At 73.9% G+C, this 26,493-nt stretch carries 27 protein-coding genes and 1 pseudogene; 22 read left to right on the top strand and 6 right to left on the bottom strand.

Translation table 11 applies throughout. The features are described from left to right. Positions 1-160 precede the first annotated feature (160 nt). Positions 161-1,915 carry a PKD domain-containing protein gene (locus LIP_RS13350; protein ID WP_068139361.1) on the bottom strand — a complete coding sequence of 585 codons (1,755 nt, stop codon included), beginning with the start codon at positions 1,913-1,915 and terminating at the stop codon, positions 161-163. A gap of 280 nt (positions 1,916-2,195) precedes the next feature. On the opposite strand from LIP_RS13350, the gene LIP_RS20110 reads away from it, so the two are divergent. After that, complete coding sequence (locus tag LIP_RS20110; RefSeq protein WP_068139358.1) at positions 2,196-2,684, top strand: BsuPI-related putative proteinase inhibitor; 489 nt, start codon at positions 2,196-2,198, stop codon at positions 2,682-2,684. Positions 2,685-2,763: 79 nt separating this feature from the next. Here LIP_RS20110 and LIP_RS13340 read toward each other — a convergent pair whose 3' ends face one another. Next, positions 2,764-3,471 (bottom strand): hypothetical protein, encoded by a 708-nt coding sequence (locus LIP_RS13340; protein ID WP_068139355.1) that lies wholly within the window; start codon positions 3,469-3,471, stop codon positions 2,764-2,766. Positions 3,472-3,560: 89 nt separating this feature from the next. Between LIP_RS13340 and LIP_RS13335 the strand changes: the two genes are divergently transcribed. After that, positions 3,561-3,983, top strand: a complete 423-nt coding sequence (locus LIP_RS13335) for a type II toxin-antitoxin system PemK/MazF family toxin (protein WP_068139354.1) — start codon at positions 3,561-3,563, stop codon at positions 3,981-3,983. On the opposite strand, the gene LIP_RS13330 is transcribed toward LIP_RS13335, so the two are convergent. After that, positions 3,971-4,669: a hypothetical protein gene (locus LIP_RS13330; RefSeq protein ID WP_068139351.1), complete on the bottom strand. Its 699-nt coding sequence runs from the start codon at positions 4,667-4,669 to the stop codon at positions 3,971-3,973. The two genes, LIP_RS13335 and LIP_RS13330, sit on opposite strands and share 13 nt — an antisense overlap. A 324-nt stretch (positions 4,670-4,993) precedes the next feature. Here LIP_RS13330 and LIP_RS13325 point away from each other — a divergent pair, with 324 nt between their 5' ends. The 5 genes from LIP_RS13325 (at position 4,994) to tsaD (ending at position 8,931) form a co-directional block, all read left to right on the top strand. Beyond that, entirely contained in the window at positions 4,994-5,755 is a 762-nt protein-coding gene (locus LIP_RS13325) for a gamma-glutamyl-gamma-aminobutyrate hydrolase family protein (protein ID WP_068139347.1), read from the top strand. 69 nt (positions 5,756-5,824) lie between these two features. Next, the gene (gene tsaE, locus LIP_RS13320; RefSeq protein WP_198409551.1) at positions 5,825-6,352 is read left to right on the top strand and encodes a tRNA (adenosine(37)-N6)-threonylcarbamoyltransferase complex ATPase subunit type 1 TsaE; all 528 of its coding nucleotides are present in this window, start codon (positions 5,825-5,827) and stop codon (positions 6,350-6,352) included. 16 nt (positions 6,353-6,368) lie between these two features. Beyond that, positions 6,369-7,223 carry a tRNA (adenosine(37)-N6)-threonylcarbamoyltransferase complex dimerization subunit type 1 TsaB gene (gene tsaB / locus LIP_RS13315; protein ID WP_068139343.1) on the top strand — a complete coding sequence of 285 codons (855 nt, stop codon included), beginning with the start codon at positions 6,369-6,371 and terminating at the stop codon, positions 7,221-7,223. A 101-nt stretch (positions 7,224-7,324) separates the two neighbouring features. Continuing rightward, the gene (gene rimI / locus LIP_RS13310) at positions 7,325-7,819 is read left to right on the top strand and encodes a ribosomal protein S18-alanine N-acetyltransferase (RefSeq protein WP_068142048.1); all 495 of its coding nucleotides are present in this window, start codon (positions 7,325-7,327) and stop codon (positions 7,817-7,819) included. A 107-nt stretch (positions 7,820-7,926) separates the two neighbouring features. Continuing rightward, positions 7,927-8,931, top strand: a complete 1,005-nt coding sequence (tsaD, locus tag LIP_RS13305) for a tRNA (adenosine(37)-N6)-threonylcarbamoyltransferase complex transferase subunit TsaD (RefSeq protein ID WP_068142046.1) — start codon at positions 7,927-7,929, stop codon at positions 8,929-8,931. An 86-nt stretch (positions 8,932-9,017) separates the two neighbouring features. On the opposite strand, the gene LIP_RS13300 is transcribed toward tsaD, so the two are convergent. After that, positions 9,018-9,278 carry a hypothetical protein gene (locus tag LIP_RS13300; RefSeq protein ID WP_144440500.1) on the bottom strand — a complete coding sequence of 87 codons (261 nt, stop codon included), beginning with the start codon at positions 9,276-9,278 and terminating at the stop codon, positions 9,018-9,020. Between the two features lie 268 nt (positions 9,279-9,546). Between LIP_RS13300 and LIP_RS13295 the strand changes: the two genes are divergently transcribed. Then, a complete protein-coding gene (locus tag LIP_RS13295) occupies positions 9,547-10,770 on the top strand; it encodes a pyridoxal phosphate-dependent aminotransferase (protein WP_068139337.1) in 1,224 nt (407 codons plus the stop codon). 41 nt (positions 10,771-10,811) lie between these two features. Here the strand turns inward: LIP_RS13295 and LIP_RS13290 are convergent, their stop codons facing one another. Further along, complete coding sequence (locus LIP_RS13290) at positions 10,812-11,393, bottom strand: cell wall hydrolase (protein ID WP_068139334.1); 582 nt, start codon at positions 11,391-11,393, stop codon at positions 10,812-10,814. A gap of 263 nt (positions 11,394-11,656) precedes the next feature. Between LIP_RS13290 and LIP_RS20105 the strand changes: the two genes are divergently transcribed. The 5 genes from LIP_RS20105 (at position 11,657) to LIP_RS13265 (ending at position 16,257) form a co-directional block, all read left to right on the top strand. Continuing rightward, complete coding sequence (locus LIP_RS20105) at positions 11,657-12,646, top strand: ParA family protein (RefSeq protein WP_082726656.1); 990 nt, start codon at positions 11,657-11,659, stop codon at positions 12,644-12,646. Further along, positions 12,643-13,401 carry a 2-phosphosulfolactate phosphatase gene (locus tag LIP_RS19015; RefSeq protein WP_068139330.1) on the top strand — a complete coding sequence of 253 codons (759 nt, stop codon included), beginning with the start codon at positions 12,643-12,645 and terminating at the stop codon, positions 13,399-13,401. The genes LIP_RS20105 and LIP_RS19015 overlap by 4 nt, the downstream gene beginning before the upstream one ends. Further along, positions 13,398-14,702, top strand: a complete 1,305-nt coding sequence (locus LIP_RS13275; RefSeq protein WP_068139325.1) for a molybdopterin molybdotransferase MoeA — start codon at positions 13,398-13,400, stop codon at positions 14,700-14,702. The genes LIP_RS19015 and LIP_RS13275 overlap by 4 nt, the downstream gene beginning before the upstream one ends. Positions 14,703-14,809: 107 nt before the next feature. After that, positions 14,810-15,343, top strand: a complete 534-nt coding sequence (gene moaC / locus LIP_RS13270) for a cyclic pyranopterin monophosphate synthase MoaC (protein ID WP_082726327.1) — start codon at positions 14,810-14,812, stop codon at positions 15,341-15,343. A gap of 80 nt (positions 15,344-15,423) precedes the next feature. Beyond that, positions 15,424-16,257 (top strand): DegV family protein, encoded by an 834-nt coding sequence (locus LIP_RS13265; protein ID WP_068139323.1) that lies wholly within the window; start codon positions 15,424-15,426, stop codon positions 16,255-16,257. Between the two features lie 16 nt (positions 16,258-16,273). On the opposite strand, the gene LIP_RS13260 is transcribed toward LIP_RS13265, so the two are convergent. Next, positions 16,274-16,909: a hypothetical protein gene (locus tag LIP_RS13260; RefSeq protein WP_144440498.1), complete on the bottom strand. Its 636-nt coding sequence runs from the start codon at positions 16,907-16,909 to the stop codon at positions 16,274-16,276. A 214-nt stretch (positions 16,910-17,123) separates the two neighbouring features. Between LIP_RS13260 and hpt the strand changes: the two genes are divergently transcribed. The 9 genes and pseudogenes from hpt to hisF all read left to right on the top strand — a co-directional run bounded on the left by hpt (position 17,124) and on the right by hisF (position 26,476). Continuing rightward, positions 17,124-17,672 carry a hypoxanthine phosphoribosyltransferase gene (gene hpt, locus LIP_RS13255; protein ID WP_068139316.1) on the top strand — a complete coding sequence of 183 codons (549 nt, stop codon included), beginning with the start codon at positions 17,124-17,126 and terminating at the stop codon, positions 17,670-17,672. Continuing rightward, the gene (gene guaA, locus LIP_RS13250) at positions 17,669-19,300 is read left to right on the top strand and encodes a glutamine-hydrolyzing GMP synthase (protein ID WP_082726325.1); all 1,632 of its coding nucleotides are present in this window, start codon (positions 17,669-17,671) and stop codon (positions 19,298-19,300) included. Before hpt ends, guaA begins: the two co-directional genes overlap by 4 nt. Before the next feature lie 5 nt (positions 19,301-19,305). After that, positions 19,306-20,670, top strand: a complete 1,365-nt coding sequence (gene hisZ / locus LIP_RS13245; RefSeq protein WP_068139313.1) for an ATP phosphoribosyltransferase regulatory subunit — start codon at positions 19,306-19,308, stop codon at positions 20,668-20,670. Next, on the top strand, positions 20,660-21,364 hold the full coding sequence (hisG, locus tag LIP_RS19010) for an ATP phosphoribosyltransferase (protein WP_198409549.1): 705 nt from the start codon (positions 20,660-20,662) through the stop codon (positions 21,362-21,364). The genes hisZ and hisG overlap by 11 nt, the downstream gene beginning before the upstream one ends. After that, positions 21,361-22,773: a histidinol dehydrogenase gene (gene hisD, locus LIP_RS13235; protein ID WP_158509686.1), complete on the top strand. Its 1,413-nt coding sequence runs from the start codon at positions 21,361-21,363 to the stop codon at positions 22,771-22,773. Before hisG ends, hisD begins: the two co-directional genes overlap by 4 nt. Then, a pseudogene (hisB, locus tag LIP_RS13230) lies at positions 22,770-23,387 on the top strand (imidazoleglycerol-phosphate dehydratase HisB); the annotation flags it as partial. The gene hisD and the pseudogene hisB, both read left to right, overlap by 4 nt. Positions 23,388-23,455: 68 nt before the next feature. After that, positions 23,456-24,181 (top strand): imidazole glycerol phosphate synthase subunit HisH, encoded by a 726-nt coding sequence (gene hisH, locus LIP_RS13225; protein WP_082726323.1) that lies wholly within the window; start codon positions 23,456-23,458, stop codon positions 24,179-24,181. After that, positions 24,172-24,936, top strand: coding sequence for a 1-(5-phosphoribosyl)-5-[(5-phosphoribosylamino)methylideneamino]imidazole-4-carboxamide isomerase (locus LIP_RS13220; RefSeq protein WP_068139310.1), 765 nt, complete (start codon positions 24,172-24,174; stop codon positions 24,934-24,936). The genes hisH and LIP_RS13220 overlap by 10 nt, the downstream gene beginning before the upstream one ends. Next, positions 24,926-26,476: an imidazole glycerol phosphate synthase subunit HisF gene (hisF, locus tag LIP_RS20100; RefSeq protein ID WP_082726321.1), complete on the top strand. Its 1,551-nt coding sequence runs from the start codon at positions 24,926-24,928 to the stop codon at positions 26,474-26,476. Before LIP_RS13220 ends, hisF begins: the two co-directional genes overlap by 11 nt. The last annotated feature ends 17 nt before the right edge of the window (positions 26,477-26,493 follow it).

The raw sequence follows: 26,493 nt of genomic DNA, 5'->3' as shown, positions 1-26,493 counted from the left end.
GGGCTGGTTCGAGGGCGTCGGCATCGTCCGAGGGCGGGCTGAGGGTGATCGTCATGCCGCCGGAGAGGGTCAGAGTGGCCACATAGCCGCCGGGGTCGGCGTAGGTGTGGGTCGTCGTCCCCAGAGCAGCCGTCCGCTCGCAGCAACGCCGCACGCCCCCTCACCGCTCCACCACCAGCCGCTCCACCGGAGACCGCCCGCCCCCTACCCGTACCACGACGTACAGGTAGAGACCCGGGGCCACGGGACGCCCGCCGCCGGTGGTCAGGTCCCACCCGTGCTCGGAGGGGCCGGGATCCAGCTGGGCCTGGTGGACGAGCCGCCCCGAGACGTCGTAGACGAGCAGGGTGGCGGCTTCCTCGCCCCGGTAGAAGAAGGCGACCTGCTCCCGGGCCGGGTTCGGCCCGTGGGTGACCAGGGAGCCGCTGCCAGCCGGCCGCACCTGGAGGGCGAGTTGGGTCGGCGGGCTCTCCCCGCCCAGGTCGTCGGTCGCCTGCAGCTCCACCACGTAGCGGCCGGCGGCCGCGTACCGGTGCACGGGGTTCTGCGCACGGCTCTCAGCCCCGTCGCCGAAGCGCCAGTGCCAGGCCACCAGCGGGCGTTCGGCGCTGCGGGAACCGTCCGAGAAGCGGACCTCGGTCTCGGGCGTGATCGCCTCTGCGGGCTCGAAGGAGAAGGATGCCTCGGGCAAGGGGGCAGCGTGGACCTGAAGCTCGTCGGTGGCCGTGAGGCCGGCGCGGTTGGTCACCACCAGCCGCACCCGGTAGTCGCCGGGCAGGTCGGCGGTGAAGGCCGGGTCGACCCTCTCGGGCTCCGCGAGGGTGGCGCCGCTCCCCTGAGGGAGGTCCACCAGGGACCACCGGTAGCTCAGGCGGGCGCCGGAAGGATCACGGGACTTGGAGCCGTCCAGGCGCACGGTGGCGCCTGCGGGCACGAGCTGGTCCTCACCTGCCTCGGCGATGGGGACCTCGGACGCCACCGCCTCCGCCCGGGCCGGGGCACTCTCGCGCAGGCCGTCGCTCACCGTGAGCTCCACCAGGTAGGTTCCGGCCCGGTCGGCCACGAAGGCGGCTCGGGGTGCAGTGGGGTCTTCGAGTATGGCGACGCTTCCCGCTGGAACCTCCACCAGGCGCCACCGGTAGGCCAGCGGATCGCCGCCGGGGTCCCACGATCCGGATCCGTCCAGATCCACCTGGGTGCCCGGTGGGACCACGTGGGGGGCTCCGATCACGGCCACGGGGGGCGCGGGCGGTTCGGGGGGGTCGCGCCTGGTTCGGGGGGTGGGCGAGGCTGCCACGAAGTCCTGCCCGTTCTGATCGGTATCCCAGCCGCTCCCGGTGCCTGAACCCGGCTCGGCGCCCCCGTCGGCCCGGCGCTGGAGGCTGCGGGCGTTGGACCCCCTCGGGGCCGGCTCCTCCCCTTCGAACACGCTGGCCGCGCCGTACCCCACCAAGTCCACGAGGTTCGGATCATCCAGGCCGGTCACGGGCTCGGCACTCCGGGCCAGGGCCACCTGGCCGCTGTCGGCGGCCAGGCTGAGGGAGCCTTCCACGTCCGCCGAGGGCAGGGGCGCCCCGTCTCCGGCCGATCCGGCGGCGCCCTCGATCAGGAAGGAGCCGAAGGCCGGGATGCTCCCTTCAAGCGACGTGAGCTTCGTGGCCGAGAAGGCCCCGCTGGCCGCGGCGTACTGCACCGACCACCCCTCCAGCGAGACGGGCTCGGCCGTGGGGTTGTAGAGCTCGATGAAGTCGTGGGTGTAGGTGGCGCCGCGGTTCCCGCCGCCGCCGTAGACCTCGCTGATCACCACCGTGCGCGCCCAGCGGGCCTGGGCTGAGGCCGGGTTCGCCAGCAGGGTGGCGGCGAACAGCAGCACCGCCGCAGGGCGCGGCGAGCGGGCGCAACACGAGAACGGCATCGGAATCCACCTCCTGGACCGAGACGGCCAGGAGCCGGGCCGGAGACCACGAGCCACCCCGAGGGGACCTTCGAGGGAGTACAGAAAGACTCATACGACGGCAAGCATAGATGTCCTCCTTCCCCGCGCCGGTGCCAGGAAGAGACCGGCCTTTGGTGGAAAAGGGGCATCGGAGTCCGCCGGTGACGCCGCAGGCTGAGGTCGGATCGGGCCGGACGGGCCTACGGGTAAGGACGCTCCCAGGCCCGCTCTCGGTTCCAGGAGAGGGGAGGCGATCTCCGTGCGCAGGCCTTGGTGGATCGTGGTGCTGCTGGTGGCCGTGGTGGGGGGCGGCATGCTGGCCGCCCTCCTGAGGGGCGGTGCAGGAGAGGAGGCGAAGGTGGTGGCCGAGCCCGAGGTGGCCCTGAGCGTGAGCTCGACGCCGATCCGGGAGGGCGAGCGGGCCTGGTACTCGCTCTCCGTGGGGTTGATGCCCCGGCAGGAGACGACGCTGCGCTTCAGCACCGCGCAGCGCTTCGACTTCGCCGTCTACGCTCCCGACGCCAAGACCGACCGCGAGCCAGCCTGGCGCTGGTCCGCGGGCCGCATGTTCGCCCAGGTCATCGGCCAGGAGACCTACGAGGGCGAGCGGCTCTACCTCTTCGCCGCCGCCTGGGACGGCACCGGAAGCGACGGGCGTCCGCTCCCCCCTGGCCGCTACCGCCTGGAGGGACGGGTCACCGCCTCGCCGCAGCCCCTGGTCGCCTACGGCTGGGTGGAGGTGCGGTGAGCGGGGCCCGCGGGCGGGTCCGACCCCGTCGAGGCCACCCCAGTGGCGGCGCCTCGGGGCCTGACTCGCCCGCGTCGCCTCAGAAGCCCACGGCCAGGCCCCAGTAGAGGCCCGACTGGGCCACGTCCCGCACCATCCGCCCGTCGTCGAAGACAGCCCGGAGGGCGTCCCAGCGGTACCCGACCCGGGTGGCGACGTTCGGGGTGAGGAAGTAGCGGGCGCCCACGTCGTACCCCAGGAAGAAGAGCCGGTGCGGGGGCAGCGCCTCCATGGCGTCGTTCGTCCACCGGGCCCAGGGGGTGGCGCGCAGCTCGGCCCCCACCACCAGGCGGGGCGTCACGGCCATGCGGGTCTCCGCCCCCACGCCCCAGCCGGCCGCCTCGAAGGGGATCTGCTCTTCTGCCCCGTCGGTGGCCCACCGCCAGGTGACCGATTGGTGCATCACGCCCACGGCCAGTGGCCAGGGGGGCAGGCCAAGCCATGCCTCGCCCCTCCAGAGGCTGCTGCGGGGCTGAGTGGGATCGCGGCCCTCGGGGATCCGGCCCGCCACGTGCATCAGCCGGAACTCGGTGCCCGGCCAGAGGCTCAGGGCGGCCTCCACCTCCTGCGCCTCCACGGGGACGTCGAAGACCACCGCCAGGCCATCGGTGTGGGAACGGGTGGCGTCGCTGAGCCGGGTGCTGCTCTGGTTCACTTCCGCCGACAGCCCCACCGCCGCCGCGGGAGGGGCGAGGGATCCGGCCAGGAGCGTCGCCGCGGCCAGGGCGGCTGTCAGGAGTCGTCTCATCGCCATGCGCCTCCTCGTACCGAGGATCGTCTCGTGGGCGTCGTGAATGACCCCGGGTAGGGCAACACTTCCCCCGGGGGACGCCCGTCATGCCACCTGCTGAGCCCGGTCGCCGCGTCCGCCGCGGCGAGGTCTACTTCGCCAACCTGAACCCCGTGCTCGGATCCGAGCAGGGCGGCGTGCGTCCGGTGCTCGTCGTCCAGAACGACGCGGGCAACCGGCGCAGCGCCACGGTCATCGTCGCGCCGGTCACGTCCCGGCTCGGCAAGGCGCGGCTTCCCACCCACGTCGTCCTTCCGGCCAGCGGCCTGGGCCTGGAGAAGGACTCGGTGATCCTCCTCGAGCAGATCCGCACCCTTGCCCGGGGCCGGCTCAAGGGCAGGGTGGGGGCGGTGGACGCCGCCACCCTGCAGGAGGTGGACCGAGCCCTGGGGATCAGCCTGGGCCTGAAGCTTGCGTCCCCGGTCCCTCCCGGCACGGGCCCTGATCACTCGGGCCCTCAGAACCGGTAGCCCACGCCCAGGGTGTACCCGCCCTGCTGGTAGGTCCGCTCCTGGACCCCTGGCATAGGGTTGGGAACGGCCACCCGTTCCTGGCGGTAGGTGACCTGGGCCTCGAGCCCGTGCCAGACGGTGAGGCCCGCCCCCACCCGGTAGCCGGTGTAGGTAGCCTTTTGGGCCTCGCCGGCCTCGCGCACCACCGCATCGGGGAGGTGGCGGACCGAGCCCGTCAGCCGCAGCCGGTCCGAGAGGGAGGCGCTGCCGGTGGCCACACCGCCCAGCCCACCCACCTCCACCACGGGCTCGTCGGCCTTGGGCGCCAGCACCGAGTGGACGTAGGTGGGGCCCACACCCACGCCGATGATGGGAAGCCGGTACGTGGCGTCCACCCGGTACCCGAGCGGCGGCCACGAGTCGGCGTCACCCGTGACCCGGTCGACGATGCCGGCCAGGCGCTCGGGAGGCGCCACGAGCTCACCTTCGAGCCCGAAGCGCGACGTGAGGTCCAGGTCCAACTGGAGGGCGGCCTGAGGCAGGGAGCGGCTGCTGCGGGAGATCTGGTCGCCCGCCCGGTCTTCCCGGGCGATGCGGGACCACCAGCCCTCCAGGGAGAGCTCGGGGCTGAAAGCGAGGGCCGCGGGGGCCCGCAGGGCGATGGCGAGAGCGAGGGCGACGATGGCGTAGAGTACACGACGCATGGAAGGGCACACCCCTTTGCTGCGAGGATGGATGGATCGTCGACTCGGTCCTTGGTGCGACGATCGGGTGCACCGCGCCGGGCGCTCGCGCCCGGCGGGCCCCCGGCGCGATACCGCCAGGCGCCTTCGGATCGAAGGTACAGACGCCTTCTCCTGGAACGAAAGGGCCTCCTGCCGGGGGTTCCTGGCGAAGCAGGGAAGATCTGTACGAGGGCGAAGCAGCGCGTGGGGTGTTCTCCCCCGGAGGCGGGGGGAGAGGCGGGCCTCCCCGGGGCGCCGGGCGGAGCGCCCCGGCCCCACGGTAGGCGAGGAGGGACTCAGGCGGTGGAGCAACCCGTCATCGGGATCACGTGCGGTCGGACGGAGGATCAGGCAAGGGTCTTCCTGAACGTGCCCTACCTGGAGGCGGTGGTGGACGCCGGCGGCCTGCCCGTCGCCCTGGCGCCCGTGACGGCGGGCGATCCTCCCGAGGAGACGGCCAGGCGGGCGGGTGCCCTGCTCGCCAGGGTGGACGGGCTCCTCCTGTCGGGCGGCGACGACGTCGACCCGGCCCTCTTCGGGGAAGAGCCCGACCCCCGTCTGGGATGGGTGGACCCTGACCGCGACGGCCTCGAGGTCGCTCTGGCCCGGGCCGCCCTGCAGGAGGGACGTCCCATTCTGGCCATCTGCCGGGGGATCCAGGTGCTGAACGTGGCCGCCGGCGGCGACGTCTACCAAGACCTCGCCCAGCACCCCGGCGCGCTGCAGCACCGCCAGCAGGCGCCCCGCTGGCACGCCAGCCACGCGATCACGGTCCGGCCGGGGTCGGTCCTGGCCCGGGTCCTGGGCCTGGAGGGCGGGGGCAGCCTGCGGGTGAACAGCTTCCACCACCAGGCGGTCCGGCGGGTGGCCCCCGGCTTCCGGGCGGTCGCGGAGGCGGCGGACGGCCTGGTGGAGGCCATCGAGGCCGATGGATCGGCGGCCTTCTGCCTGGGTGTCCAGTGGCACCCCGAGCACATGGTGAAGCGCTGGCCCGCCCAGCGGGGGCTCTTCCGGGCCCTGGTGGAGGCCGCCCGCACGTCCCGGCGGCTGGCGGTGGCGCGCTAGGGCGGTGCGCCTGCGAGCACGCCCGCCCACGTGGGGCGTTTCACCTGGCGGCTGCGGGGAAGAATGCCCTTGGGAGGAAGGAGGTTCCTGGTCATAGACCTGACCTGGACCAGCGGGAGCCCGGCGGAGAGCCTGGAGCTGGGGCGGTGGCTCGGCAAGCGGGTCCTCCCGGGTGACGTCCTCCTCCTGGAGGGCGAGCTGGGCGCGGGGAAGACCCTCCTCACCAAGGGCCTGGCGGCGGGCCTGGGCATCGACCCCGACCGGGTGACGAGCCCCAGCTTCACCCTGGTGCAGGTGCACCGGGGCCGGATCCCCCTCTACCACGTGGACCTCTACCGGTTGGAGGACGCGGCGGAGATCGAGGCGCTGGGCCTGGAGGAGCTCCTGGAGGGCGATGGCGTGGCGGCGGTCGAGTGGGCGTCGCGCCTGCCCGGCTCCCTGCGGCCTGAGGGAGCTCTCTGGGTCTGGATCGAGGCCGGCGGCGAGGACCGCCGGCGCTTCCGCCTCCAGGCGGCCGGTGATCGTATGGAAGCGCTGCTGGAGGAGCTCGCGCAGGTCTGGGCCGGACGGGCGGGGAAGGAGGCGGATGAGGGATGACGAAGGAATCGCATGTTTGCTCCGGCGACGATCCGGCCCCTTCAGGGTCCCCACGCCCGTGGGGGTGAGCTGGGACGTCCAGCCGCCTGCGCGCCGGTTCGTGCTGGGGCTGGAAAGCTCGGGGCGCTTGGGCGGCACGGCGGTGGCGGAGCTCCGGCCCGGGGCGGCCCCGGCCCTGCGGGCCGAGCACCTGGCGGGCGTGGAGGCGACCCACTCCGAGCGCCTGATGCCGGCGCTGGAGCGGGCCATGGAGGCGGCGGGCGTGGACCGGGGAGAGGTCGCGGCGGTGGCCGTGACCGCCGGGCCCGGCTCCTACACGGGGATCCGCATCGGTGTCATGACGGCCAAGGCGCTCGCCTTCGGGTGGGGCCTGCCCCTGGTGCCCGTGCTCACCCTGGACGCCCTGGCCTGGCAGGCCGGCGCTGTGGCCGACTGGGTCGTTCCGGTGCTGCCGGCCCGGCGGGGCGCCTACTTCGGCGCCCTCTACCGGGCTGGACGGCAGGGCGACCCGGCCGGCTGGGAGCAGCCGGTGCCGCCGGGCCGGTGGACGCCCGAAGAGCTGTTGCGGCCGCTGGCCGGGCCTGGAGCCGAGGGCCGCTTCTGCCTCGTGGGCGAAGGGGCGGAGGGTTTCCACCGGTGGCTGGAGACCGGGGCGGGTGCGGCCTTCCAGGCCCGTGTGGTGCCGGAGTACTGGACCCTGGGGCACCTGCGGCCGGGGGCGGTGGCCTTGCTGGGGGCGGTCCGCCTGGCGGCCGGGCAGGCGGCGAAGCCGATGGAGGTGGAACCCGTCTACCTGCGGGAGACCGAGGCCGAGCGCAGGGCGGCGGGTCTGGAAGCGCACGACGGGGGGAAGAGCGGCGTCGTCGGGTGATCGGGAGGATGCCGGAGGGAGGGACCGGCGGCCGGGAGGTGCCGCCCCCGGGGCGACCCGGAGCGGCGGACCAGGCACGAAGCCGGCCCGCCGGGCCGAAGATGGCCACTGAAGCAAGGGAGCAGTTCGACGTCGCCGTGGAACCCATGCGCCTGCGCGATCTGGGGGACATCCTCAAGATCGAGCGGCTCTCGTTCCCGACGCCCTGGTCGCGGTACGCGTTCCTGTCCGAGCTCCTGGAGAACGACCGGGCCTACTACCTGGTGGCCCGGGCCTTCCCCGTGGGGCAGCCCCGGCCGCGGCGGGCCCGCCCGGTGGGCTATGCGGGGGTGTGGCTGGTGCTGGACGAGGGGCACGTCACCAACGTGGCGGTCCACCCCGACTTTCGCGGGTACGGCATCGGCCGCACGCTGATGGAGGCGGTGGAGGACCTGGTGCGGGAGAAGGGCGGCAAGCGCATGACCCTCGAGGTCCGCCGCACCAACCTGGTGGCCCAGACCCTCTACCGCTCCCTGGGCTACAAGAGCGCCGGCGTCCGCCGCGGGTACTACCGGGACAACAACGAGGACGCCTTCATCATGTGGAAGGATCTCTGACGGTGGAAGGAACCGGACCCGTGACACCTGCGGCCCGCGAGCGGGGGGCGGCCCCGCCGGCGCGTGAGGGACGGCCCCCTGGCGCCCCGGGGGGGCTCGTCCTCGGCATCGAGACCAGCTGCGACGAGACGGCCGCTGCGGTGGTCGCAGGCGGCACGCGGCTTCTGAGCAACGTGGTGGCCTCCCAGGTGGAGGTGCACCGGCGCTTCGGCGGCGTGGTACCCGAGATCGCCTCCAGGCGGCACGTGGAAGCGCTCCTGCCCGTGGTGCGCCAGGCGCTTGACGACGCCGGCCTGGAGCTGAAGGACCTGGACGCGGTGGCGGTCACCCAGGGGCCGGGCCTGGTGGGGGCGCTGCTGGTGGGGATCGCCGGCGCCAAGGCCCTGGCCTACGCCTCGGGCCTGCCTCTGGTGGCGGTGAACCACATCGAGGGGCACCTCTACGCCAACCGCCTCGAGCACCCGGAGCTCGAGCCGCCCTTCCTCTGCCTGATCGCCTCGGGAGGCCACACCGAGCTGCTGGAGGTGCCCGCCTGGGGCGCGTACCGGCGCCTGGGGCGCACGCGCGACGACGCGGCGGGCGAGGCCATTGACAAGATTGGGCGTGTCCTGGGCCTGCCCTACCCGGCGGGGGCCGAGATGGACCGCCTGGCCCGGGAGGGCGACCCTTCGGCCTTCCCCTTCCCCCGAGCCTTGCGGGGCGAGGGCTTCGACTTCAGCTTCAGCGGCCTCAAGACCGCGGCGTTGAACGAGATCCGCCGCCTCCAGGCTCGGGGCCCGCTTCCCGTGGCGGACCTGGCGGCCAGCTTCCAGGAGGCGGTGGTGGGGGTGCTGGCCGAGAAGGCCCTGGCCGCGGCCCGGGCCGTGGGGGCGGGGCGCATCGCCCTGGCAGGGGGTGTGGCCGCCAACAGCCGGCTGCGGGAGCTCCTGGCGGAGGCGGCCGCGGCCGAGGGGCGCGTGCTTTACGTGCCGCGGCCCGCCTTCTGCACCGACAACGCGGCCATGATCGCCGCAGCAGGCTGGGTCCGGTGGCAACGGGGCGAGCGGGCAGGCCTGGACCTGAACGCGGCTCCCGCTCTCTCCCTGGAGGACCCCCCGGGAGACGCCGGCTGAACCCCGATGCCGGCGCGCAGGGCCGAGCGTCCGGGGATGGTCGTCTTCGGCGGGTACGGTCGGGAAGGGCGCGGCGTTCGCCCAGCCTACTCGGAGCCGTTGGCCGGCTGCTCGCGGTACGGGGGCGATTCAGGGGAGGGGGCGGAGGCGGGGGTGAGGCGGTGGTGGCGACCCTGTTTCCAGCGCCAGAAGAGGCTGCCGTCGGCGCCCCGCATGAGCCGGAAAGGCCCCAGGCGGAAAACGGGGCGATAGAAGAGCAAGGTCCGGGCACCGAGCTTGACGGGGACCCGCCGAAGCCGGCGGGGCGCCGTCCTCTGGGTGGGCAACGAGGAGACCTTCTTCCTCATGACGATCGCTCGCTCCCTTGGGTCTCGTGGGATCGCCGGGCACCGCCCGTAGTGTGTCCCTCATTATAGCAGCCTCTCCTGCTGCGCGTCAATTCGGACACAAGCGAGCATGATGGCCGCCTTTGAGCCGGGTCCGTGCGTGAAGCTGCGCGCGGATCCGGAAGGAGTCGCGAGAGACCATGGCCGGAAGGCGCGAGGCCGGCGCGCGTCGTAGCTACCAGGGGCATCGATTGCGTGCATCGATCGTGTTCTGGGAGGCGGGTCGTGCGTGAGGCGAGCAGCGCGTATGGCGGTGGTCGGTACGGAGACGGCCTTCGAGGTCCTGGCTCGGGTGGCCGAGGAGGAGCGCCGGGGACGCCGGATCGTGAGCTTCTGCATCGGCGAGCCGGACTTCCCCACCCCCGAGGCGGTCAAGGAGGCGGGGATCGAGGCGATCCGCCGGAACGAGACCCACTACAGCCCGTCGGCGGGGATCCGGCCCCTGCGCGAGGCGGTGGCGGCCGAGATCGCCCGTACCCGTGGGGTTCCCACCGATCCGGAGGAGGTGGTGATCGCCCCCGGGGCGAAGCCCATCCTCTTCCACAGCCTCATGGCCATCGCCGGGCCGGGCGACGAGGTGGTCTACCCCAACCCGGGCTTCCCCATCTACGAGTCGGTCATCCGGCTCGCAGGGGCCACGCCGGTGCCGCTGCCCCTGCGGGAGGAGGCGGCCTTCTCCTTCACCGCCGAAGACCTGGCCACCCGCGTGGGGCCCCGCACGGCCATGGTGATCGTGAACTCGCCCCACAACCCCACGGGCAGCGTGGCCTCGCCCGAAGCCCTGGCGGAGCTGGTGCGCCTGGCCCGGCGCCACGACTTCTGGATCCTGAGCGACGAGATCTACAGCCGCATCCTCTACGAGGGGGAGCACCGCTCGCCCCACGCCCTGCCGGGGGCGAAGGAGCGGACCATCGTGGTGGACGGCTTCTCCAAGACCTACGCGATGACCGGCTGGCGCATCGGGTACGGCGTGATGCCCAGGACCCTGGCCGGGGACGTCGCCCGCTTGGTGACGAACGCCGAGTCGTGCACGGCCACCTTCACCCAGCACGCGGCCCTCGCGGCCCTGACCGGGGACCAGGAGCCCGCCCGGCGGATGGTGGAGGCGTTCCGGGCGCGGCGGGACCGGATCGTGGAGGGGTTGAACGCCATCCCCGGCATCCGCTGCCTGAGGCCCCAGGGCGCCTTCTACGTCTTCCCCAACGTGACGGGGCTGGTGCAGGCGCGAGGGCTCGCCTCGGCGCGCGAGCTCCAGGAGGCGCTCCTCACCGAGGCCGGCGTCGCGGTCTTGAGCCGCAGCGCCTTCGGGACCCCCGCCGGCGACGAGGATCAGCAGTACGTCCGCCTGAGCTACGCCACCTCCCTGGAGCAGATCGACGAGGGCCTGCGCCGGCTGGAGGCGTACGCACGGGGCGGGGCGGGGCGGCCGGGCGGGCGGGCCTGGCCTGAATGAGACCGCCGGGGCGGGGCCTCAGGCCCCGCCCCAGCACGGGATCAGCGGGCGAAGAGGTGGTTCCCGATCTGGGTGGTCACCGGCCGGGTCCACATCCAGGGGTTGACGGGAACCGAGGGGTTCCAGAAGAAGAGGGCGCCCCAGGTGGGATCCCAGCCGGCCACCGCGTCCTGAGCTGCCTTGTAGGCCGTGGTGGTGGGCTGGCGACGCCAGATGAGCCCGTTGGAGACCGACTCGAAGGCGCCCCTCTGGTAGATGGTCCCGGGGATGGTGCCTGGGAAGCGGGCGTCCTTGACCCGGTTGAGCACCACCGAAGCCACGCCCACCATGCCGGCGTAGGGCTCGCCCTGGGCTTCGGCCGCCACCAGACGGGCCAGGAGCTCCTGATCCGCCGGGCTCGGCCCGGCAGGCCGGGGCACCGTCAGGCGCTGTCCGGGGTAGATGACCCCGGACCACACCCCGTTCATCTGCTGGAGCTGGCCCACGCTGGAGCCCGTCCTCTGCGCGATGAGCCAGAGCGAGTCGCCCGGCTGGACGGTGTAGGTGGCCGCAGAGGCCGGGAGGGCCGCGGCAAGGAAGAGGAGGGCGCCAAGGGCGACGCGGCGAAGGATGCTGCGTTGCATGAATTCATCTCCTCTTGTGTGTGGTGTGCGGCGGCATGCCCGCTCCGCACGGGGGCGGGGGACAGGCCCGGCAGCAGTATAGCCGACGGAACCCGTTCCGTCTGGGCTGGAAACGCTCGCTGGAACCTGTGAGCCTTCCTGGAACCCCCTCAGGAGCCGGGAGACGGCAGGAGCCCCAAGCTCAGCCGTTCTCACGCACGCAGAGGCAAAGCTGGGTGTCTTTCCCGGTGGGGTCGGTCGTTCCCGGCGAGAGGGGGGAGCCCATGGTCCGGGTGCTCACGGTGGCCAATCAGAAGGGCGGCGTGGCCAAGACCACCACGGTCCTCAACGTGGCGGCGGCCCTGGCGGAGATGGGCGAGCGGGTGCTCATGGTGGACCTGGACCCCCAGGGCTCCCTCACCCTGGCGTCGGGCTTCGCCCCCGACGACCTGGAGGCGAGCGTCTACGACGGGCTCATGAAGGACGCCGCCGCCGAGCGCTTCCTGCTCTCCACCCGGTTCGGGGTGGACCTGCTGCCGTCCAACATGGATCTCTCCCTGGCCGAGATGGAGCTGATGAACATGGTGGCCCGGGAGCGGCGGATCGGGGCCATGCTGGCGCCGCTGCTGGACCGCTACGGGTGGATCCTCATCGACTCACAGCCGAGCCTGGGGCTCCTCACCGTCAATGCCCTCGCCTCCTGCGACCAGGTGCTCATTCCCGTGGCCTGCGAGTTCCTCTCCCTGCGGGGGGTGGAGGTTCTGATCCGCACCATGGGAAAGGTACGGGTGCGGTTGAACAGCCGCCTGCGGGTGGTGGGGATCCTGCCCACCCTCTACGACACGCGCACCCGGCACGCCCGGGAGAGCCTGGAGGCCGTGCAGCAGCACTTCGGCCGGGAGTACCCGGTGCTGCCTCAGGTGGTGCCCCGGAGCATCCGCTTCTCGGAGGCGGCCCAGGCCGGCCTGCCCATCCTGGCCTTCTCACCCGGGAGCCCTGGGACCGAGGTCTACCGGGAAGTGGCCCTGGAGCTGAAGCGACGGGCCCCCGGCACCCCGGAGGAAGGCGCGGCTCCCGGCGCCCTGCGGCGGCTGGGCCCGGCGACCGGCCCTCCGCCTCCCGGCGGGCGGGAGGATCGGGCGCGGGCGTGGAGGGAGCGGGTGTGGGGAACGGTGGGGCCCATGCGCAACCTCCCGCTGCGGCCGTCCCGGGCTCCCGGGTCGTCGACCGCGGGCGGGGAAGGCGGAGGTCTCCCGGAAGGAGGATCGGAATGAAGACGGAGGTGGCGCTGCGGGCCGAGGAGGCGGGTGAGCCCGACCCGGAAGCGGTGGCGGTGGTGGTGGACGTCCTGCGTGCCACCACGTGGGTGGCCACCGCCCTGGAGCGGGGGGCCTGGGGGGTGCGGCCGGTGCCCGAGGTGGACGAGGCCTTCCGGCTTGCGGCCGCCCTGCGCGAGCAGGGCCACGCCGTGCTCCTGGCCGGCGAGCGGGGCGGCCTGCCCCTGCCCGGCTTCGACCTGGGCAACTCGCCCGCCGAGCTGACCCAGAGGGACGTGGCCGGTCGCCGCCTGGTGCTGACCACCACCAACGGCACCCGGGCCCTGGGCCAGGTGGCCTCCGCCGGCGAGGTGCTGGTCGCCTCGCTGCGGAACGCGGGGGCGACGGCGCTCTACCTGGCTGCGGCCCGGCGCGACGTGCACGTGGTCTGCGCGGGCACCCGGGGCCGTCTTTCCCTGGAGGACGTCCTGGCCGCCGGGTGGCTGGTGCGCCGGCTGCGCGAGGCGTGCGAGGGCCTCGACCGCTCGGACGGGGCCCGGGTGGCGGAGGCGGTCGCGGCAGCCTGGGAGGGCCGGGAGCTGGAGGCGCTGCGGGCGGCGGAGCACGGGCGGCGCCTGCTGGATTTGGGCTTCGGGGCGGACCTGGAGATGGCCGCCCGGAAGGACGCGTGGGACCGGCCGGTTCGGCTCGAGGACGGCTGGCTCCGACCGGTGGGGGCGGGGGGGACGATGCCGGAGGTGGCTGGCAGGTGAGGCGTACGTGGGAGCTGGTGTCCGTGGAGGAGGCCCGCCGGCGGCTGGAGGCCCTCTTCCCCGAGGCCGCGCGGCCTGGGGAGGAGCAGGTGCCCCTGGACGAGGCCCTGGGTCGGGTGCTCAGCCGGGTGGTGGAGGCCCGCCGGGCCCTTCCCGGCTTCGACCGCTCCACGGTGGATGGCTACGCGGTGCGATCGGCGGACGTGGCCGCCGCGACCCCCGAGAACCCCGCGCGTCTTCGCCGGGTGGGGGGCGTGGCCATGGGGGAGCCGGCCCGGGTCGCGGTGGGTCCCGGCCAGGCGGTGGAGGTTCCCACGGGAGGGGTGTTGCCGCCCGGGGCCGACGCGGTGGTGATGTACGAGGAGACGCGGCGGCCAGAGATCTCCGAGGGTGGGGGTGCCCCCGGGCAGGATCCGGCCCCTCGCGAGACGTGGGTGGAGGTCCTGGAGGCCGTGCCCGCGGGTGCGAATCGCATGGGAGCCCAGGAAGACGTGCGGCCTGGGGAGCGGCTGCTGCTGCCGGGCCGCCGGTTGCGGCCCCAGGATCTGGGGCTGCTGGCCGCCCTGGGGGAGCTGGAGCCTTGGGTGCGCCGCCGGCCGACGGTGGCGCTCCTCTCCACGGGGGACGAGCTGGTGCCCCCCGCGGCCGAACTCGGCCCCGGCCAGGTGCGGGACATGAACGGTACCACCCTGGCCGCCCTCTGCCGGCAGGCGGGGGCGAAGCCGGTTGCCATGGGCATCGTACCCGACACCCGAGAGGCGCTGGACGCCGCGGTGGCCCAGGCCTGGCGCTCGGCCGACCTGGTGCTGATCTCGGGGGGCAGCTCGGTGGGCGAGCGCGACCACGCCCGGGAGGCGGTGGAGGCGCTCCCCGGCGCCCGCGTGGTGGTGCACGGTGTGGCCGTGCGGCCAGGCAAGCCCACCCTGGTCGCGCTGGCCGGCGGCAAGCTTCTGTACGGCCTTCCAGGCCACCCGGTGTCGGCCATGGTCATCTTCCACCTCTTCGTGCGCCCGGCCCTGGAGCACCTGCTGGGGGTGCAGCACTTCGGGCCCGGGCTGCCGCCCGTGCGGGCGCGGCTCACCCGGTCGATCCGCACCGCGGGCCGGCGGGAGGACTACTGGCGGGCCCAGCTCCTCCAGGATGAGCGGGGCTGGGTGGCCGAGCCGATCGTCTCCAAGTCCGGCGCCATCTCGTCCATGGTGAAGGGCGACGGGCTCTTCCGGGTGCCGGCGGGGGTGGGGGAGCTGCCCGAGGGCGCCTGGGTGGAGGTGGAGCCCTTCGCTTTCTGGGCGGGCGCCTGAGGGCGGTTGAGGTGGGCCGGCGCCGGTCCGCGGGGTGCGAGGGAAGAGGAGCGTCCGCCGGAGAACCCGATGCGGGGCTCTCTCGTACTACAGGGAGGAGGAGCGGCATGGAAGGAGCCGGCAAGCCCGGCAACGGGGAGTCCGGCGCGCCCGGTGAGGTTCGCGGGGCCGGCGCCGCCCGGATGGTGGAGGTCGGGGGAAAGGCGGCCACCCTGAGGCGGGCCGTGGCGCGGGGCATGGTGCGCATGGACCGGGCATGCCTGAAGGCCGTGGCTGAAGGGCGGGTGCCCAAGGGCGACGTGCTGGCGGTGGCCCGGGTGGGCGGCATCCTGGCGGCCAAGGCGGTTCCGCACCTGATCCCCTTGGCGCACCCCATCGCCCTCACCGGCCTGGAGATGGACCTCTGGGTCGACGAGGGGGAGGGGGCCGTTCAGGTGGAGGCTCGGGTGCAGACCACCGACCGGACGGGCGTGGAGATGGAGGCGCTCACCGCGGTGAGCGTGGCCTGCCTGACCGTCTACGACATGTGCAAGGCCCTGGACCCCGCCATGGTCGTAGACCGGGTCCGCCTGGTGGAGAAGTCGGGCGGCAAGAGCGGTCTCTACCGAAGGCTCGGCGAGGCACCGGGCGAGACGCCCTGACCCGCACCCCTGACCCCACCCCTCATCGCCTGCTCCTCGGCGGACCCCGGCGAACGGAGCCGCCGAACGGAGGACAACCTGTGATCCGCGTGGTCACCGACAGCGTCGCAGACCTCCCCCCGGACCTGGCTCAGGCCGAGGGCATCGAGGTCGTGCCCCTCTACGTCACCCTGGGCGGCCGCACCTACCGCGACGGGGTGGATCTGACACCCAAGGCCTTCTTCAGCCAGTTGCGCACCACCGACCGCCTGCCCACCACGGCGCAACCCACCCCCGGCGACTTCGCCCGCACCTTCGAGCGCCTGGCGGGCAAAGGCGCCACCGGCATCGTGGTCCTCACCCTGAGCAGCGAGCTGAGCGGGACCTTCCAGTCGGCCGTCCAGGCGGCCCGGCAGTGGACCGAACGGGTGGTGGAGGTGATCGACACCCGCACCGGCATCATGGCCCAGGGCTTCGCCGCCCTGGCGGCGGCGCGGGCGGCCCGGGCCGCCGCCAGCCTGGACGAGGTCCTCGCGGAAGCCCGCCGGGTGCTGAACCGGGCCCGGATCCTCGCGGCCATTCCCACCCTGGAGTACCTCCGAAGGGGTGGACGCATCGGCAAGGCGGCGGCCTGGGCGGGAACGCTCCTCCAGATGAAACCGGTGGTGACCGTGGACGATGGCGTGGTGGTGCCGGTGACACGGCAGCGCACCTGGCGCCGCGCCCTCGAGTTCGTCGCGGAGCGGGTGGTGGAGGAGCTCCGGACCGGCGAGGGCCACCTGGCGGTGATGCACGGTGACGCCCTCGAGGAGGGCCGCAGCCTTCTGGCAACCGTGGTGGAACGGGTGCAGCCGAAGGAGGCCATCCTCGCCGGCCTCTCCCCGGTCCTCGGAACCTACGGGGGGCCGGGTGCGGTGGCCGTCGCCTACTACTGACGTGCGGCCGGGCGGGTCAGCTCCAGTCGCTGTCGGCCACGACCATGGCGAGCCGCTCGAGAAGGCCTACCAGGAGCCGCCGGGTGGCGGAGGAGGAGCCGTCCAGGAGGGCCAGGCGGATCGCGTCGGCCACGGCCATGAACGCCTCCACGTCGCCCGCGAGGGTGATCCCTTCGGGCGTGCGAAGGCCGGCGGCCACCATCCGGGCGCCCTCCCGGGCCATGTCGGGGATCAGCCGGGCCAGCGCCTGGATCTCCTCGTCGTCGACCACGAGCCAGAAGGAGGCTTCCTCGGGCAGGGGGTGCTGGGGGAAGCGCCTATCCCAGGGGGTTCCCTGCCAGTCGCGGATGACGCCCTGATCCCCGCACTCGGGGCACTGCCAGCGGATCTCGCGCGGGATGTCCAGGCGGGTCACGTCGAGGTAGCCTGAGCAGCGGCGGTGCCCCGGCCGGCGCCGGCAGCGGATGGCCGTGGGGATCGTGGGCCCCGCGGGGTAGGCCAGGCCGGCGGCCACGATCCGTCCCAGGTACTCGGCGAACCGGCCCACCGGTCCCTCCGTGGGCGCGCCGCCATCGCCGGCATAGTCCCGCAAGTTGATGAAGGTCATCACGCTCACCACCGCCATACGCCGCTCAGGGCCGTCTCTGCGCACCCTCCCCGCGGAAGGGCGCCGTACACCCATAGCCGATTCGCCGTCGGCGCCATGTCCCCTGCCGGTCGCCGCGATTCGCCGCTGGTCCTATCTCCTGCCCGCACGAAGGGCGGGCCGCCCTTCTCCGAGCCTGCGCCGCGCCCCGACGTCTCGCTTCGTTGCCCGCCCTTCGCCCCTGTGCTAGAATGGGAGCAACCTTTTTGGAGGGATCGGCTTGGATCCGGACATCCAGGAGATCCTGATCGACGAGCAGCAGATCGCCCGCCGGGTGGCCGAGCTCGGTGAGCAGATCAGCCGGGACTACGCAGGCCGCCCGCTGGCCCTCATCTGCATCCTGCGGGGCGCGGTCCTCTTCGTCGCCGACCTGCTGCGCGCCATCCGGGTTCCCGTCACCATCGACTTCATGGCCATCTCGAGCTACGGCAACGAGGCGCACAGCAGCGGTGTGGTGCGCATCCTCAAAGACCTGGACGACCCCATCGAGGGGAAGGACGTCCTGATCGTGGAGGACATCATCGACTCGGGCCTCACCCTGGCCTACCTCCTGGAGAACCTGCGCTCCCGGCGACCCAACTCGCTGGAGATCTGCGTGCTCCTGGACAAGCAGGTTCCCAGGCAGGTGGAGCTCCCCGTGCGCTACACTGGTTTCACCATCCCCGATGCCTTCGTGGTGGGCTACGGCCTGGACTACGCCGAGAAGTACCGGAACCTTCCCTACGTGGGCATCCTCCGCCCTGGGGTCTACTCGGAGGCCCGCCGGTGACGCCCCGGTCTTCCGCCGAGGCGCAGGCGGCCGCCGCCGTCACGCCGGGAGCCCGCCCCGTCGCCGACGCCCGCGAGGAGCGCATCGTCGTCCTGGACTTCGGCGCCCAGTACCGGCAGCTCATCGCCCGGCGTGTGCGGGAGGCCCACGTCTACTGCGAGGTGCTGCCCGCCGCGACCCCGGCCGCGGAGGTGCTGGCCCGCAACCCCAGGGGCATCATCTTCTCGGGCGGGCCGGCCAGTGTCTACGCGCCTGGGGCCCCACGGCCCGACCCCGAGCTCTATCGCTCGGGTGTGCCCATCCTGGGGATCTGCTACGGCCTCCAGGTGATGGCCTACCAGTTCGGGGGGCGGGTGGAGGCGGCGGGGCAGCGGGAGTACGGCGGGCGGAAGCTGGAGGTGCGGGACTGGAGCGACCTCTTCGCGGGCCTGGAGGCGTCGGGGCCGCTGGAGGTCTGGATGAGCCACGGCGACCACGTGGTGGAGCCGCCCCAGGGGTTCGAGGTGATCGCCTCCACCGAGGCGGCCCCCGTCGCGGCCGTCCGCCACCGGGAGCGGCCCCTCTACGGGGTCCAGTTCCACCCCGAGGTGAGCCACACGCCCCAGGGGACGGCCGTGATCCGGAACTTCCTCTACCGGGTGTGCGGCGTGCACGGCCTCTGGCAGATGAGCACCTTCCTGGAGAACCAGGTGGAGGCGCTGCGCAGGCGCATCGGGCAAGAGCGTGTGGTACTGGGGCTGAGCGGCGGGGTGGATTCGAGCGTCACCGCAGCCCTGCTCGATCGGGCCGTGGGCGACCGGCTCACCTGCATCTTCGTGGACCACGGCCTGCTGCGCGAGGGTGAGGTGGAGGAGGTCCGGGAGGCCTTCGCCTTCCTCGGCGACCGGCTGGTGGTGGTGGATGCCCGGGAACGCTTCCTGGCCGGCCTGGAGGGCGTGGTGGACCCCGAGGAGAAGCGGCGGCGCATCGGGAACGCGTTCATCCGCGTCTTCGAGGAGGAGGCCCGGAAGCTGGGACCCGTCCGTTTCCTGGCCCAGGGCACCCTCTACCCCGACGTCATCGAGAGCGGCGACCCCGGCCAGGCGGGGGGGCCGGCGCCGGCGGCCTCGGTGATCAAGAGCCACCACAACGTGGGGGGCCTCCCGGCCGACATGGCCATGGAGCTGGTGGAGCCGCTGCGGGAGCTCTTCAAGGACGAGGTGCGCGAGCTGGCCCGGGAGCTGGGCCTGCCCCAGCGGCTCATCGGGCGGCACCCCTTCCCGGGGCCGGGGCTGGCGGTGCGGATCCTGGGGCCGGTGGAGCCCCAGAGCCTCCAGATCGTCCGACGGGCCGACGCCATCGTCCGGGAGGAGCTGGAGCGTGCCGGGCTCCACGATGAGGTCTGGCAGGCCTTCGCCGTCCTCACGCCGCTGCGCACCGTGGGGGTGATGGGCGACGGCCGCACCTACGGGTACCTGGTGGCGGTGCGGGCGGTCACCAGCGTGGACGGCATGACCGCCGATTGGGCCCGCCTGCCTCACCCGGTGCTGGAGCGCATGGCGAGCCGCATCACGGGCGAGATCGCCGAGGTGAACCGGGTGGTCTACGACATCACCTCCAAGCCGCCCGGCACCATCGAGTGGGAGTAGCATCCATGGGGAACGAGGAGAAGGCGCTCAACCGGCCCGGGACGCCCCGGGGCGTTCGGGACCTGCTGCCCGGCGAGGTTCGACGCCTGTCGGAGCTGGAAGACCGGGTGGCCCAGGTCTTTGCCTGCTGGGGCTACGACCCCGTGCGAACCCCTTCGTATGAATACGAGGACGTGCTCCTGCGGGCGGCCCCGCGCGACGACCTGGCCGCCTGGCACCAGCGGCTCTTCCGCTTTTTCGACCGCGAAGGGAACGCCCTCGCCCTGCGGGCCGACATGACCACGCCCATCGCCCGCCTGGTGGCCGGCCGCCTCCGGCGGGCGCCCCTGCCGCTCCGCCTCTGCTACGTGGAGGACGTCTTTCGCTACGAGGAGCCCCAGGCAGGGCGGAGCCGCGAGTTCCGCCAGGCCGGGATCGAGCTCCTGGGAAGCCGGTTTCCCGAGGCGGACGCGGAGGTGGTGGCGCTGGCGGTGCGGCTGCTGGAGACCCTGGGCCTCCAGGGCTTCCGGCTGGAGGTGGGCCACGTGGACTTCGTCCGGGGGGTGCTGGAGGGGTTCGCCCTGGGCCCTGACCAGGAGCGGGGGCTCCGGGAGGCCTTGCGCCGGCGCGACTACGTGGCCTACCGGCGCCAGGTGGCCGAGGCCCCCCTGCCGGCCGGCGCCCGGGAGCGACTGCTCGCGCTGCCCACCCTCCGGGGCGGGGGGGACGTTCTGAACGAGGCGGCGGGCCTGGCCGCCACCCCTCGGGCCGAGGCGGCCCTGGAGAACCTGTCGGAGGTGTGGCGGCTCCTGGACCCCCACGGGGTGCAGGGACGGGTGCGCCTGGACCTGGCCATGCTGCGCGACATGAGTTACTACACGGGCATGGTGCTGGAGGGCCTGGTGGAGGACGTGGGCTACCTGCTGGTGAGCGGGGGCCGCTACGACGAGCTGGTGGGCCGTTTCGGCCGGACCGTGCCGGCCACCGGCTTCGCCCTCGGGCTCGAGCGGCTGCTGCTGGCCCTGGAGCGGCAGGGCGCGTGGCCGGCCGTCGCCCCGCCGGGACCCGTGCTGGTCACCTTCGACCCCGTCCGGCGGGAAGAGGCGCTGGCCGTGGCCGCCCGGCTGCGAGAGGGCGGCCACGCGGTGGAGGTGGAGGTGGCCCGCCGCACCGAGGCGGCCCTCAGGATCTACGCCGGCCGGCGACAAGCCCGCCTCTGGGCCCGCCTCCTGGACCCTCACCCGGGCGCCGTCCGCCTGGAGCACCCGGACGTGCAGGCGCCCGCGGCCGAACGGTTCCGGGGGGCCCGGGTGGAGGTGCTGCCCGTCGAGGCGTGGCTCGCCCGGGAGCTCGGCGGCCCGGCGGAGGAGGTGGCTGCCCGTGACCGGTGAGGCGCCGCCCGGTGGCGCGAACGCTCGGACTGCCCACCTGCGGACCCGGCCCCTGACCCTGGCGCTCCCCAAGGGACGGCTCCTGGACGAGGCCCTCCCGCTCCTGGGACGGGCGGGCTTCCCGCTGCCGCCCTTGAACGGCTCGGACCGGCGCCTGCTGGTGGAGGAAGGGGGTTGGCGGTACCTGCTGGTGCGCCCTTCGGACGTGCCCACCTACGTGGAGTACGGCGCGGCCGACGTGGGCCTGGTGGGCAAGGACGTGCTCCTGGAGCAGGAGCCTTCGGTGGCCGAGCTGGCCGACCTGGGCTTCGGCGCCTGCCGGCTGGTGGTGGCCGTCCCCGGGAGTTCCGCCATCCAGGAGGTGGACGAGCTGGACTTCCACTCCCGGGTGGCCACCAAGTACCCCCGGGTCGCCGAGCGCTTCTTCCAGGAGCAGGGGCTCTCCATCGAGCTGGTGACGCTCAAGGGTTCCATCGAGCTTGCCCCGGCCATGGGGCTGGCCGAGGCGATCCTCGACCTGACCCAGACGGGCCGGACCCTGGAAGAGAACCGCCTGCGGGTCATCGCCGAGGTGGCCCGGAGCAGCGCCCGCCTCATCGCCAACCCCGTGCGCCTGCGCCTGCGGGAGGAGGCGCTGGCACCCTGGCTCGACCGCCTGCTTGCCGCGGCGAACGAAGGAGGGGGCACCCCGTGAGCCACTTGGAACGCTGGGAAACCCGGAACGCGACGCCCGAGGCGATCCTGGCCTCGCTTCGGCGCCCGCCTTTGGACGTGCTGGCCCGGCAGGAGCTTCCGGGCGCCGAGACCCTCTTCGGGCGGCCGCTCACCGCCCTGGAAGGGGTGCGGGAGATCCTGGCCTCGGTGCGCGAGGGCGGCGTGCCGGCCCTCCTGCGCTGGACCCGGACTCTGGACGGCGCGGCGCTGGGTGCCGAGGACCTCTGGGTAGGGCCCGAAGAGATGGAGGCCGCCCGGGAGCGGGTGGACCCCGCCCTTCTGGCCAGCATCCGGCGGGCCCGGGAGCGGATCGAGGCCTTCCATCGTGCGGAGCCGGTGCCCCACGCCTGGCACCGGGTGGACTCAGACGGGCTGGTGCTCGGCCAGGAGGTGCGCCCCCTGCGCCGGGTGGGCCTCTACGTGCCGGGCGGCCGGGCTCCCCTCTTCTCGAGCCTCCTGATGGGGGCGGTCCCCGCCCGGGTGGCCGGCGTGGGCGAGGTCGTGGTGGCCACGCCCCCGCGCCGCGACGGCTCCGTGCCCCCCGCGATCCTGGCGGCCGCGGCCGAAGCGGGTGTGGCCCGGGTGTTGCGGGCGGGGGGAGCCCAGGCGGTGGCTGCCCTGGCTTACGGGCTGGAAGGGGTTCTGGAGCCCGTGGAGAAGATCGTGGGACCCGGCAACCTCTTCGTCACCCTGGCCAAGCGGGAGGTCTTCGGCCAGGTGGGGATCGACGGACTCCCCGGCCCCAGCGAGGTGCTGGTGGTGGCCGACGCGACCGCGAACCCCGAGTGGGTGGCCGCGGACCTGCTGGCCCAGGCCGAGCACGATCCCGACGCCTCGGCGGTGCTGGTGACGGCCAGCGAGGGGCTGCTCCAGGCGGTGGAGGCTGCCCTGGCCCGCCAGCTCCAGCGGCTGGACCCGCAAGGCGACGGGGTGGCCCGCCGTTCGCTGGAGCGATGGGGCAAGGCCCTCCTCTGCCGGGACCTGGCGGAGGCGGTGGCCTGGGCGGGGCGGCTGGCGCCTGAGCACCTGGAGCTGGCGGTGGAGGATCCCTGGCGCTGGGTGGGCCGGGTGGGCGCCGCCGGCGCGATCTTCCTGGGCCATGCGGCCAGCGAGCCCCTGGGCGACTACCTGGCCGGCCCGGACCACATCCTGCCCACCAACGGCGCCGCACGCTTCAGCTCGGGCCTGAGCGTCGAGACCTTCCTGATCCGCTCGAGCCTCATCGGGTACAGCGACGAGGCGCTGCGGCGGGATGGGCCCGCCGCGGTGCGCATGGCCCGGGCGGAAGGGCTGGAGGCCCACGCCCGGGCGGTGGAGATCCGCCTGGAAGCCGGCGGGCCGGGCGGGGCCGACGAGGGCCCGGCCCCAGGGAAGGAGGGCGAAGCATGAGCGGCGGCGATTTCGCTGCGGGCGCGCCCGGCGCCCGCCAGGCCCGCTACGAGCGCTCCACGCGGGAGACCCAGGTGCGGGTGACGCTGACCCTGGACGGACACGGCGACGCCACGGTGCAGACAGGCGTGGGCTTCCTGGACCACATGCTGGAGAGCTTCGCCCGCCACGGCCTCTTCGACCTGGCCGTGGAGGCCCGGGGTGACCTCCAAGTGGACGCCCACCACACCGTGGAGGACGTGGGGCTCTGCCTGGGCGAGGCGTTCCGGCGGGCCCTGGGCGAAGGGCGGGGCGTCCGGCGTTTCGGCGAGGCCACCGTGCCCATGGACGAAGCACTGGTGCGGGCGTCGGTGGACCTGTCGGGGCGGCCGTACCTGGTCTGCCGCCTCCAGCTGGCCGGACCCCGCCTGGGAACCATGGACGTGCAGCTCGTTTCCGAGTTCTTCCGGGCCCTGGCCACCCGGGGCGCCCTGACCCTGCACGTGCACCAGCTGGAGGGAGAGAACGACCACCACGTGGTGGAGGCCGCCTTCAAGGCGGTGGCCCGGGCGCTGGACCAGGCGACGGCGCTCGATCCCAGGGTCCAGGGGGTGCCCTCCACCAAGGGGCGGCTGTTGGACGAGGCCAGCGCGCCGGGACCCACGGGGAGCCCGGCGGCGCCGCCCGGGGAGGTTCCCAGGCCGTGATCGGCGTGGTGGACTACGGCATGAGCAACCTGGGAAGTGTCCTGCGGGGGCTGGCCCGGGCCGGAGCCCAGGCGGAGCTGGTGGACCGTCCGGGGCGGGGCGAGGACCTGGAGCGCCGCTACGCCGCCCTGGTGCTGCCCGGCGACGGCGCCTTCGGGGAGGCGATGGCCCGCCTGGCCGAGCAGGGCTGGGTGGAGGCGCTCCGGGCCTGGGTCGCTGCGGACCGGCCCCTGCTGGGCATCTGCCTGGGGCTCCAGCTCCTCTTCGACGCGAGCGAGGAACGCTTCGGCCGGGAGGAGCCCCGGGGGCTCGGCATCTTGCCCGGCCGGGTGGTGCGCTTCGCCCCGGGCTTGAAGGTTCCCCAGATGGGCTGGAACCAGGTGGAGCCGGCCCGGCTCCACCCCCTCTGGGAAGGCATCCCGCCAGGCGAGTTCTTCTACTTCGTTCACTCCTACTACGTGCGGCCCGATCGCGCCGAGGACGCGCTGGCGCGGACCGAGTACGGCGAGCGCTTCACCTCCGCGGCCGGGCGAGGCCGCTTGGCCGCGGTCCAGTTCCACCCCGAGAAGAGCGGCGCGGCGGGGCTGCGGCTCCTGGCCAACTTCGTGCGTTGGGTCGAGACGGGCGCGCCCGCGCCGGTCTCCTCCAGGGAAGCTCTGGTCAACGCACCGCCGCCGGGTTCCGGGGCTGGATCCGCGGGAGGCGACCGGCCGTGGAACTGATCCCCGCGGTGGACCTCCGGGAGGGCCGGGTGGTGCGTCTGGAGCAGGGCGTCTTCGACCGCGAGCACCGCTACCCGCTGGACCCTGTCGAGGCCGCCCGCCGGTGGGTGGCCGCCGGCGCCCGGCGGATCCACCTGGTGGACCTGGATGGGGCCCGCGCCCGGGTGCCCTCTGGGCGCGCACCCGAGGGTGCAGGCGGGCTCACCCCCAACGCCCGAGCGGTGGCCGAGGTCTGCCGGGCGGTGCCCGTCCCCGTCCAGCTTGGCGGGGGCCTGCGGAGCCTGGAGGCGGTGGAGGCCGCCCACGCCCTGGGGGTGGACCGGGTGATCCTGGGCACGGTGGTGGTGCGTGACCCCGGCGAGGCCGAGCGCATCCTTAGGGCCGAGGGCGGCCGTGCGTGGGTCTCCCTGGACCTGCGCGACGGTCGCCTGGCCGTGGCGGGCTGGGAGGAGGAGGACGGCGCCGGCGTGGCGGTCACGGCCCAGCGGGCGGCGGAGCAGGGCGCGGGCGGGCTGGTGGTGACCGCCGTGGGCCGGGACGGCACCCTGGCGGGGCCGGACCTGGACGCCCTTCGCCCCTTCCTGGGCCTGGGCGTACCCGTGCTGGCCGCGGGTGGGGTAGGCCACCTGGACCACCTGCGCCGCCTGCGGGACCTGGAGCCCCAGGGGCTCGCGGGCGCCATCGTGGGCCGGGCCCTCTACGAGGAGCGCTTCACCCTGGAGGAGGCGCTGGAGGTGGCAGCCGGTGCTGGCTAAGCGGGTGATTCCCTGCCTGGACGTGCGCGACGGCCGGGTGGTGAAGGGCGTCCACTTCGTCAACCTGCGGGACGCGGGGGACCCTGTGGAGCTCGCCGTCCGCTACGACCAGGCCGGGGCCGACGAGCTGGTCTTCCTGGACATTTCCGCCTCCCACGAGGCCCGGGCGACCCGCCTCGACTGGGTGCGGGCCGTGGCCCAGCACCTCACCATCCCCTTCACGGTGGGGGGCGGGATTTCGGACGTGGAGGCGATCCGGGAGCTCCTGCTCGCAGGGGCCGACAAGGTCTCGCTCAACACGGCGGCGGTTCAGGATCCGTCCCTGGTGCGACGGGCCGCCGAGCGCTTCGGCAGCCAGTGCATCGTGGTGGCCATCGACGCCCGGCGGCTGGCGGCCGAGCCGGGGGCCGCCCCTGGAGCGGTTCCCCGCTGGGAGGTCTTCACCCACGGCGGTCGCCGGCCCGCGGGGTGGGACGCGCTCGAGTGGGCTCGACGGGTGGAAGCCCTGGGGGCAGGCGAGATCCTGCTCACCAGCATGGACGCCGACGGCACCCAGGCGGGCTACGACCTGGAGCTGACCCGGGCCGTGGCCCAAGCGGTGCGGATCCCGGTCATCGCCTCGGGGGGTGCCGGGAACCTGGACCACCTGCGGGCGGTGCTGCAGGAGGGTGAGGCGGACGCGGCCTTGGCCGCCTCCATCTTCCACGACGGGCGTCACACCGTGGCCGAGGCCAAGGCACACCTGGCCGCGGCCGGGCTGCCCGTACGCCTCCCGGCCGCCCCCATCGACTGGGTACGCCTCCGGTTCGGGCCCGACGGGCTCATCCCGGCGGTGGTCCAGTCCGCCGGGGAGGACCGCTCGCTCCTGATGCTGGCCTACATGAACCGGGAGGCGCTGGAGCGCACCCTGACCACGGGGACCACCTGGTTCTGGAGCCGCTCCCGCCAGGAACTCTGGCCCAAGGGGGCCACCTCGGGCAACCGCCAGCGGGTGGTGGAGCTGGTGGCCGACTGCGACGGCGACGCCCTCCTGGTGCGGGTGGAGCAGGAAGGGAGCGGCGCCTGCCACGAGGGGACCTGGAGCTGCTTCCACAACCCGCTGGGGGGCGCTCCGGAGGCGGGCGCACCCCCTGCGCCGGAAGAAGCTCCCCTTGCCGGAGCCGGCTGGGGCGCCCCGCCAGCCCCCGCACCCGGCGCTCTGGCCGGCGCCGGGGCGGCCGGGCCCGCCTCCGTCACCTTCGAGCGGCTCCTGGAGCTGGTGCGCCACCGCAGGGACCATCCCCGGGCGGGCTCCTACACCCGCTACCTCTTCGACCAGGGCCTGGACAAGATCCTGAAGAAGCTGGGCGAGGAGACGACCGAGGTGGTGGTGGCCGCCAAGAACGGGGACGAGACCGCTCTGGTAGGCGAGGTGGGGGACCTCCTCTACCACCTGGCCGTGCTCATGGCCGAGCGCGGCATCGACCTCTCGCAGGTCGAGGAGGAGCTGACGCGGCGGCACCGGCCGGATCGCCCGCCGCGGCCGCCGCGCCCCGTGTGAAGGAAGGCCCTGCTCCG

The sequence above is a fragment of the Limnochorda pilosa genome, from assembly GCF_001544015.1.
Classification (GTDB): Bacteria; Bacillota; Limnochordia; order Limnochordales; family Limnochordaceae; genus Limnochorda; species Limnochorda pilosa.
This window is presented reverse-complemented; position numbering and strand designations above follow the sequence as displayed.

Bases quoted from the DNA above. Each gene is read 5' to 3' on its own strand.
- LIP_RS19015 (WP_068139330.1), top strand. From the start codon at position 12,643: ATGAAGACGGAGGTGGCGCTGCGGGCCGAGGAGGCGGGTGAGCCCGAC.
- LIP_RS13300 (WP_144440500.1), bottom strand. From the start codon at position 9,278: ATGAGGAAGAAGGTCTCCTCGTTGCCCACCCAGAGGACGGCGCCCCGC.
- LIP_RS13290 (WP_068139334.1), bottom strand. From the start codon at position 11,393: ATGCAACGCAGCATCCTTCGCCGCGTCGCCCTTGGCGCCCTCCTCTTC.
- rimI (WP_068142048.1), top strand. From the start codon at position 7,325: ATGGCCACTGAAGCAAGGGAGCAGTTCGACGTCGCCGTGGAACCCATG.
- LIP_RS20105 (WP_082726656.1), top strand. From the start codon at position 11,657: ATGGTCCGGGTGCTCACGGTGGCCAATCAGAAGGGCGGCGTGGCCAAG.
- LIP_RS13340 (WP_068139355.1), bottom strand. From the start codon at position 3,471: ATGAGACGACTCCTGACAGCCGCCCTGGCCGCGGCGACGCTCCTGGCC.
- LIP_RS13330 (WP_068139351.1), bottom strand. From the start codon at position 4,669: ATGCGTCGTGTACTCTACGCCATCGTCGCCCTCGCTCTCGCCATCGCC.
- moaC (WP_082726327.1), top strand. From the start codon at position 14,810: ATGGAAGGAGCCGGCAAGCCCGGCAACGGGGAGTCCGGCGCGCCCGGT.
- LIP_RS13335 (WP_068139354.1), top strand. From the start codon at position 3,561: ATGCCACCTGCTGAGCCCGGTCGCCGCGTCCGCCGCGGCGAGGTCTAC.
- LIP_RS13350 (WP_068139361.1), bottom strand. From the start codon at position 1,915: ATGCCGTTCTCGTGTTGCGCCCGCTCGCCGCGCCCTGCGGCGGTGCTG.
- hisZ (WP_068139313.1), top strand. From the start codon at position 19,306: ATGGGGAACGAGGAGAAGGCGCTCAACCGGCCCGGGACGCCCCGGGGC.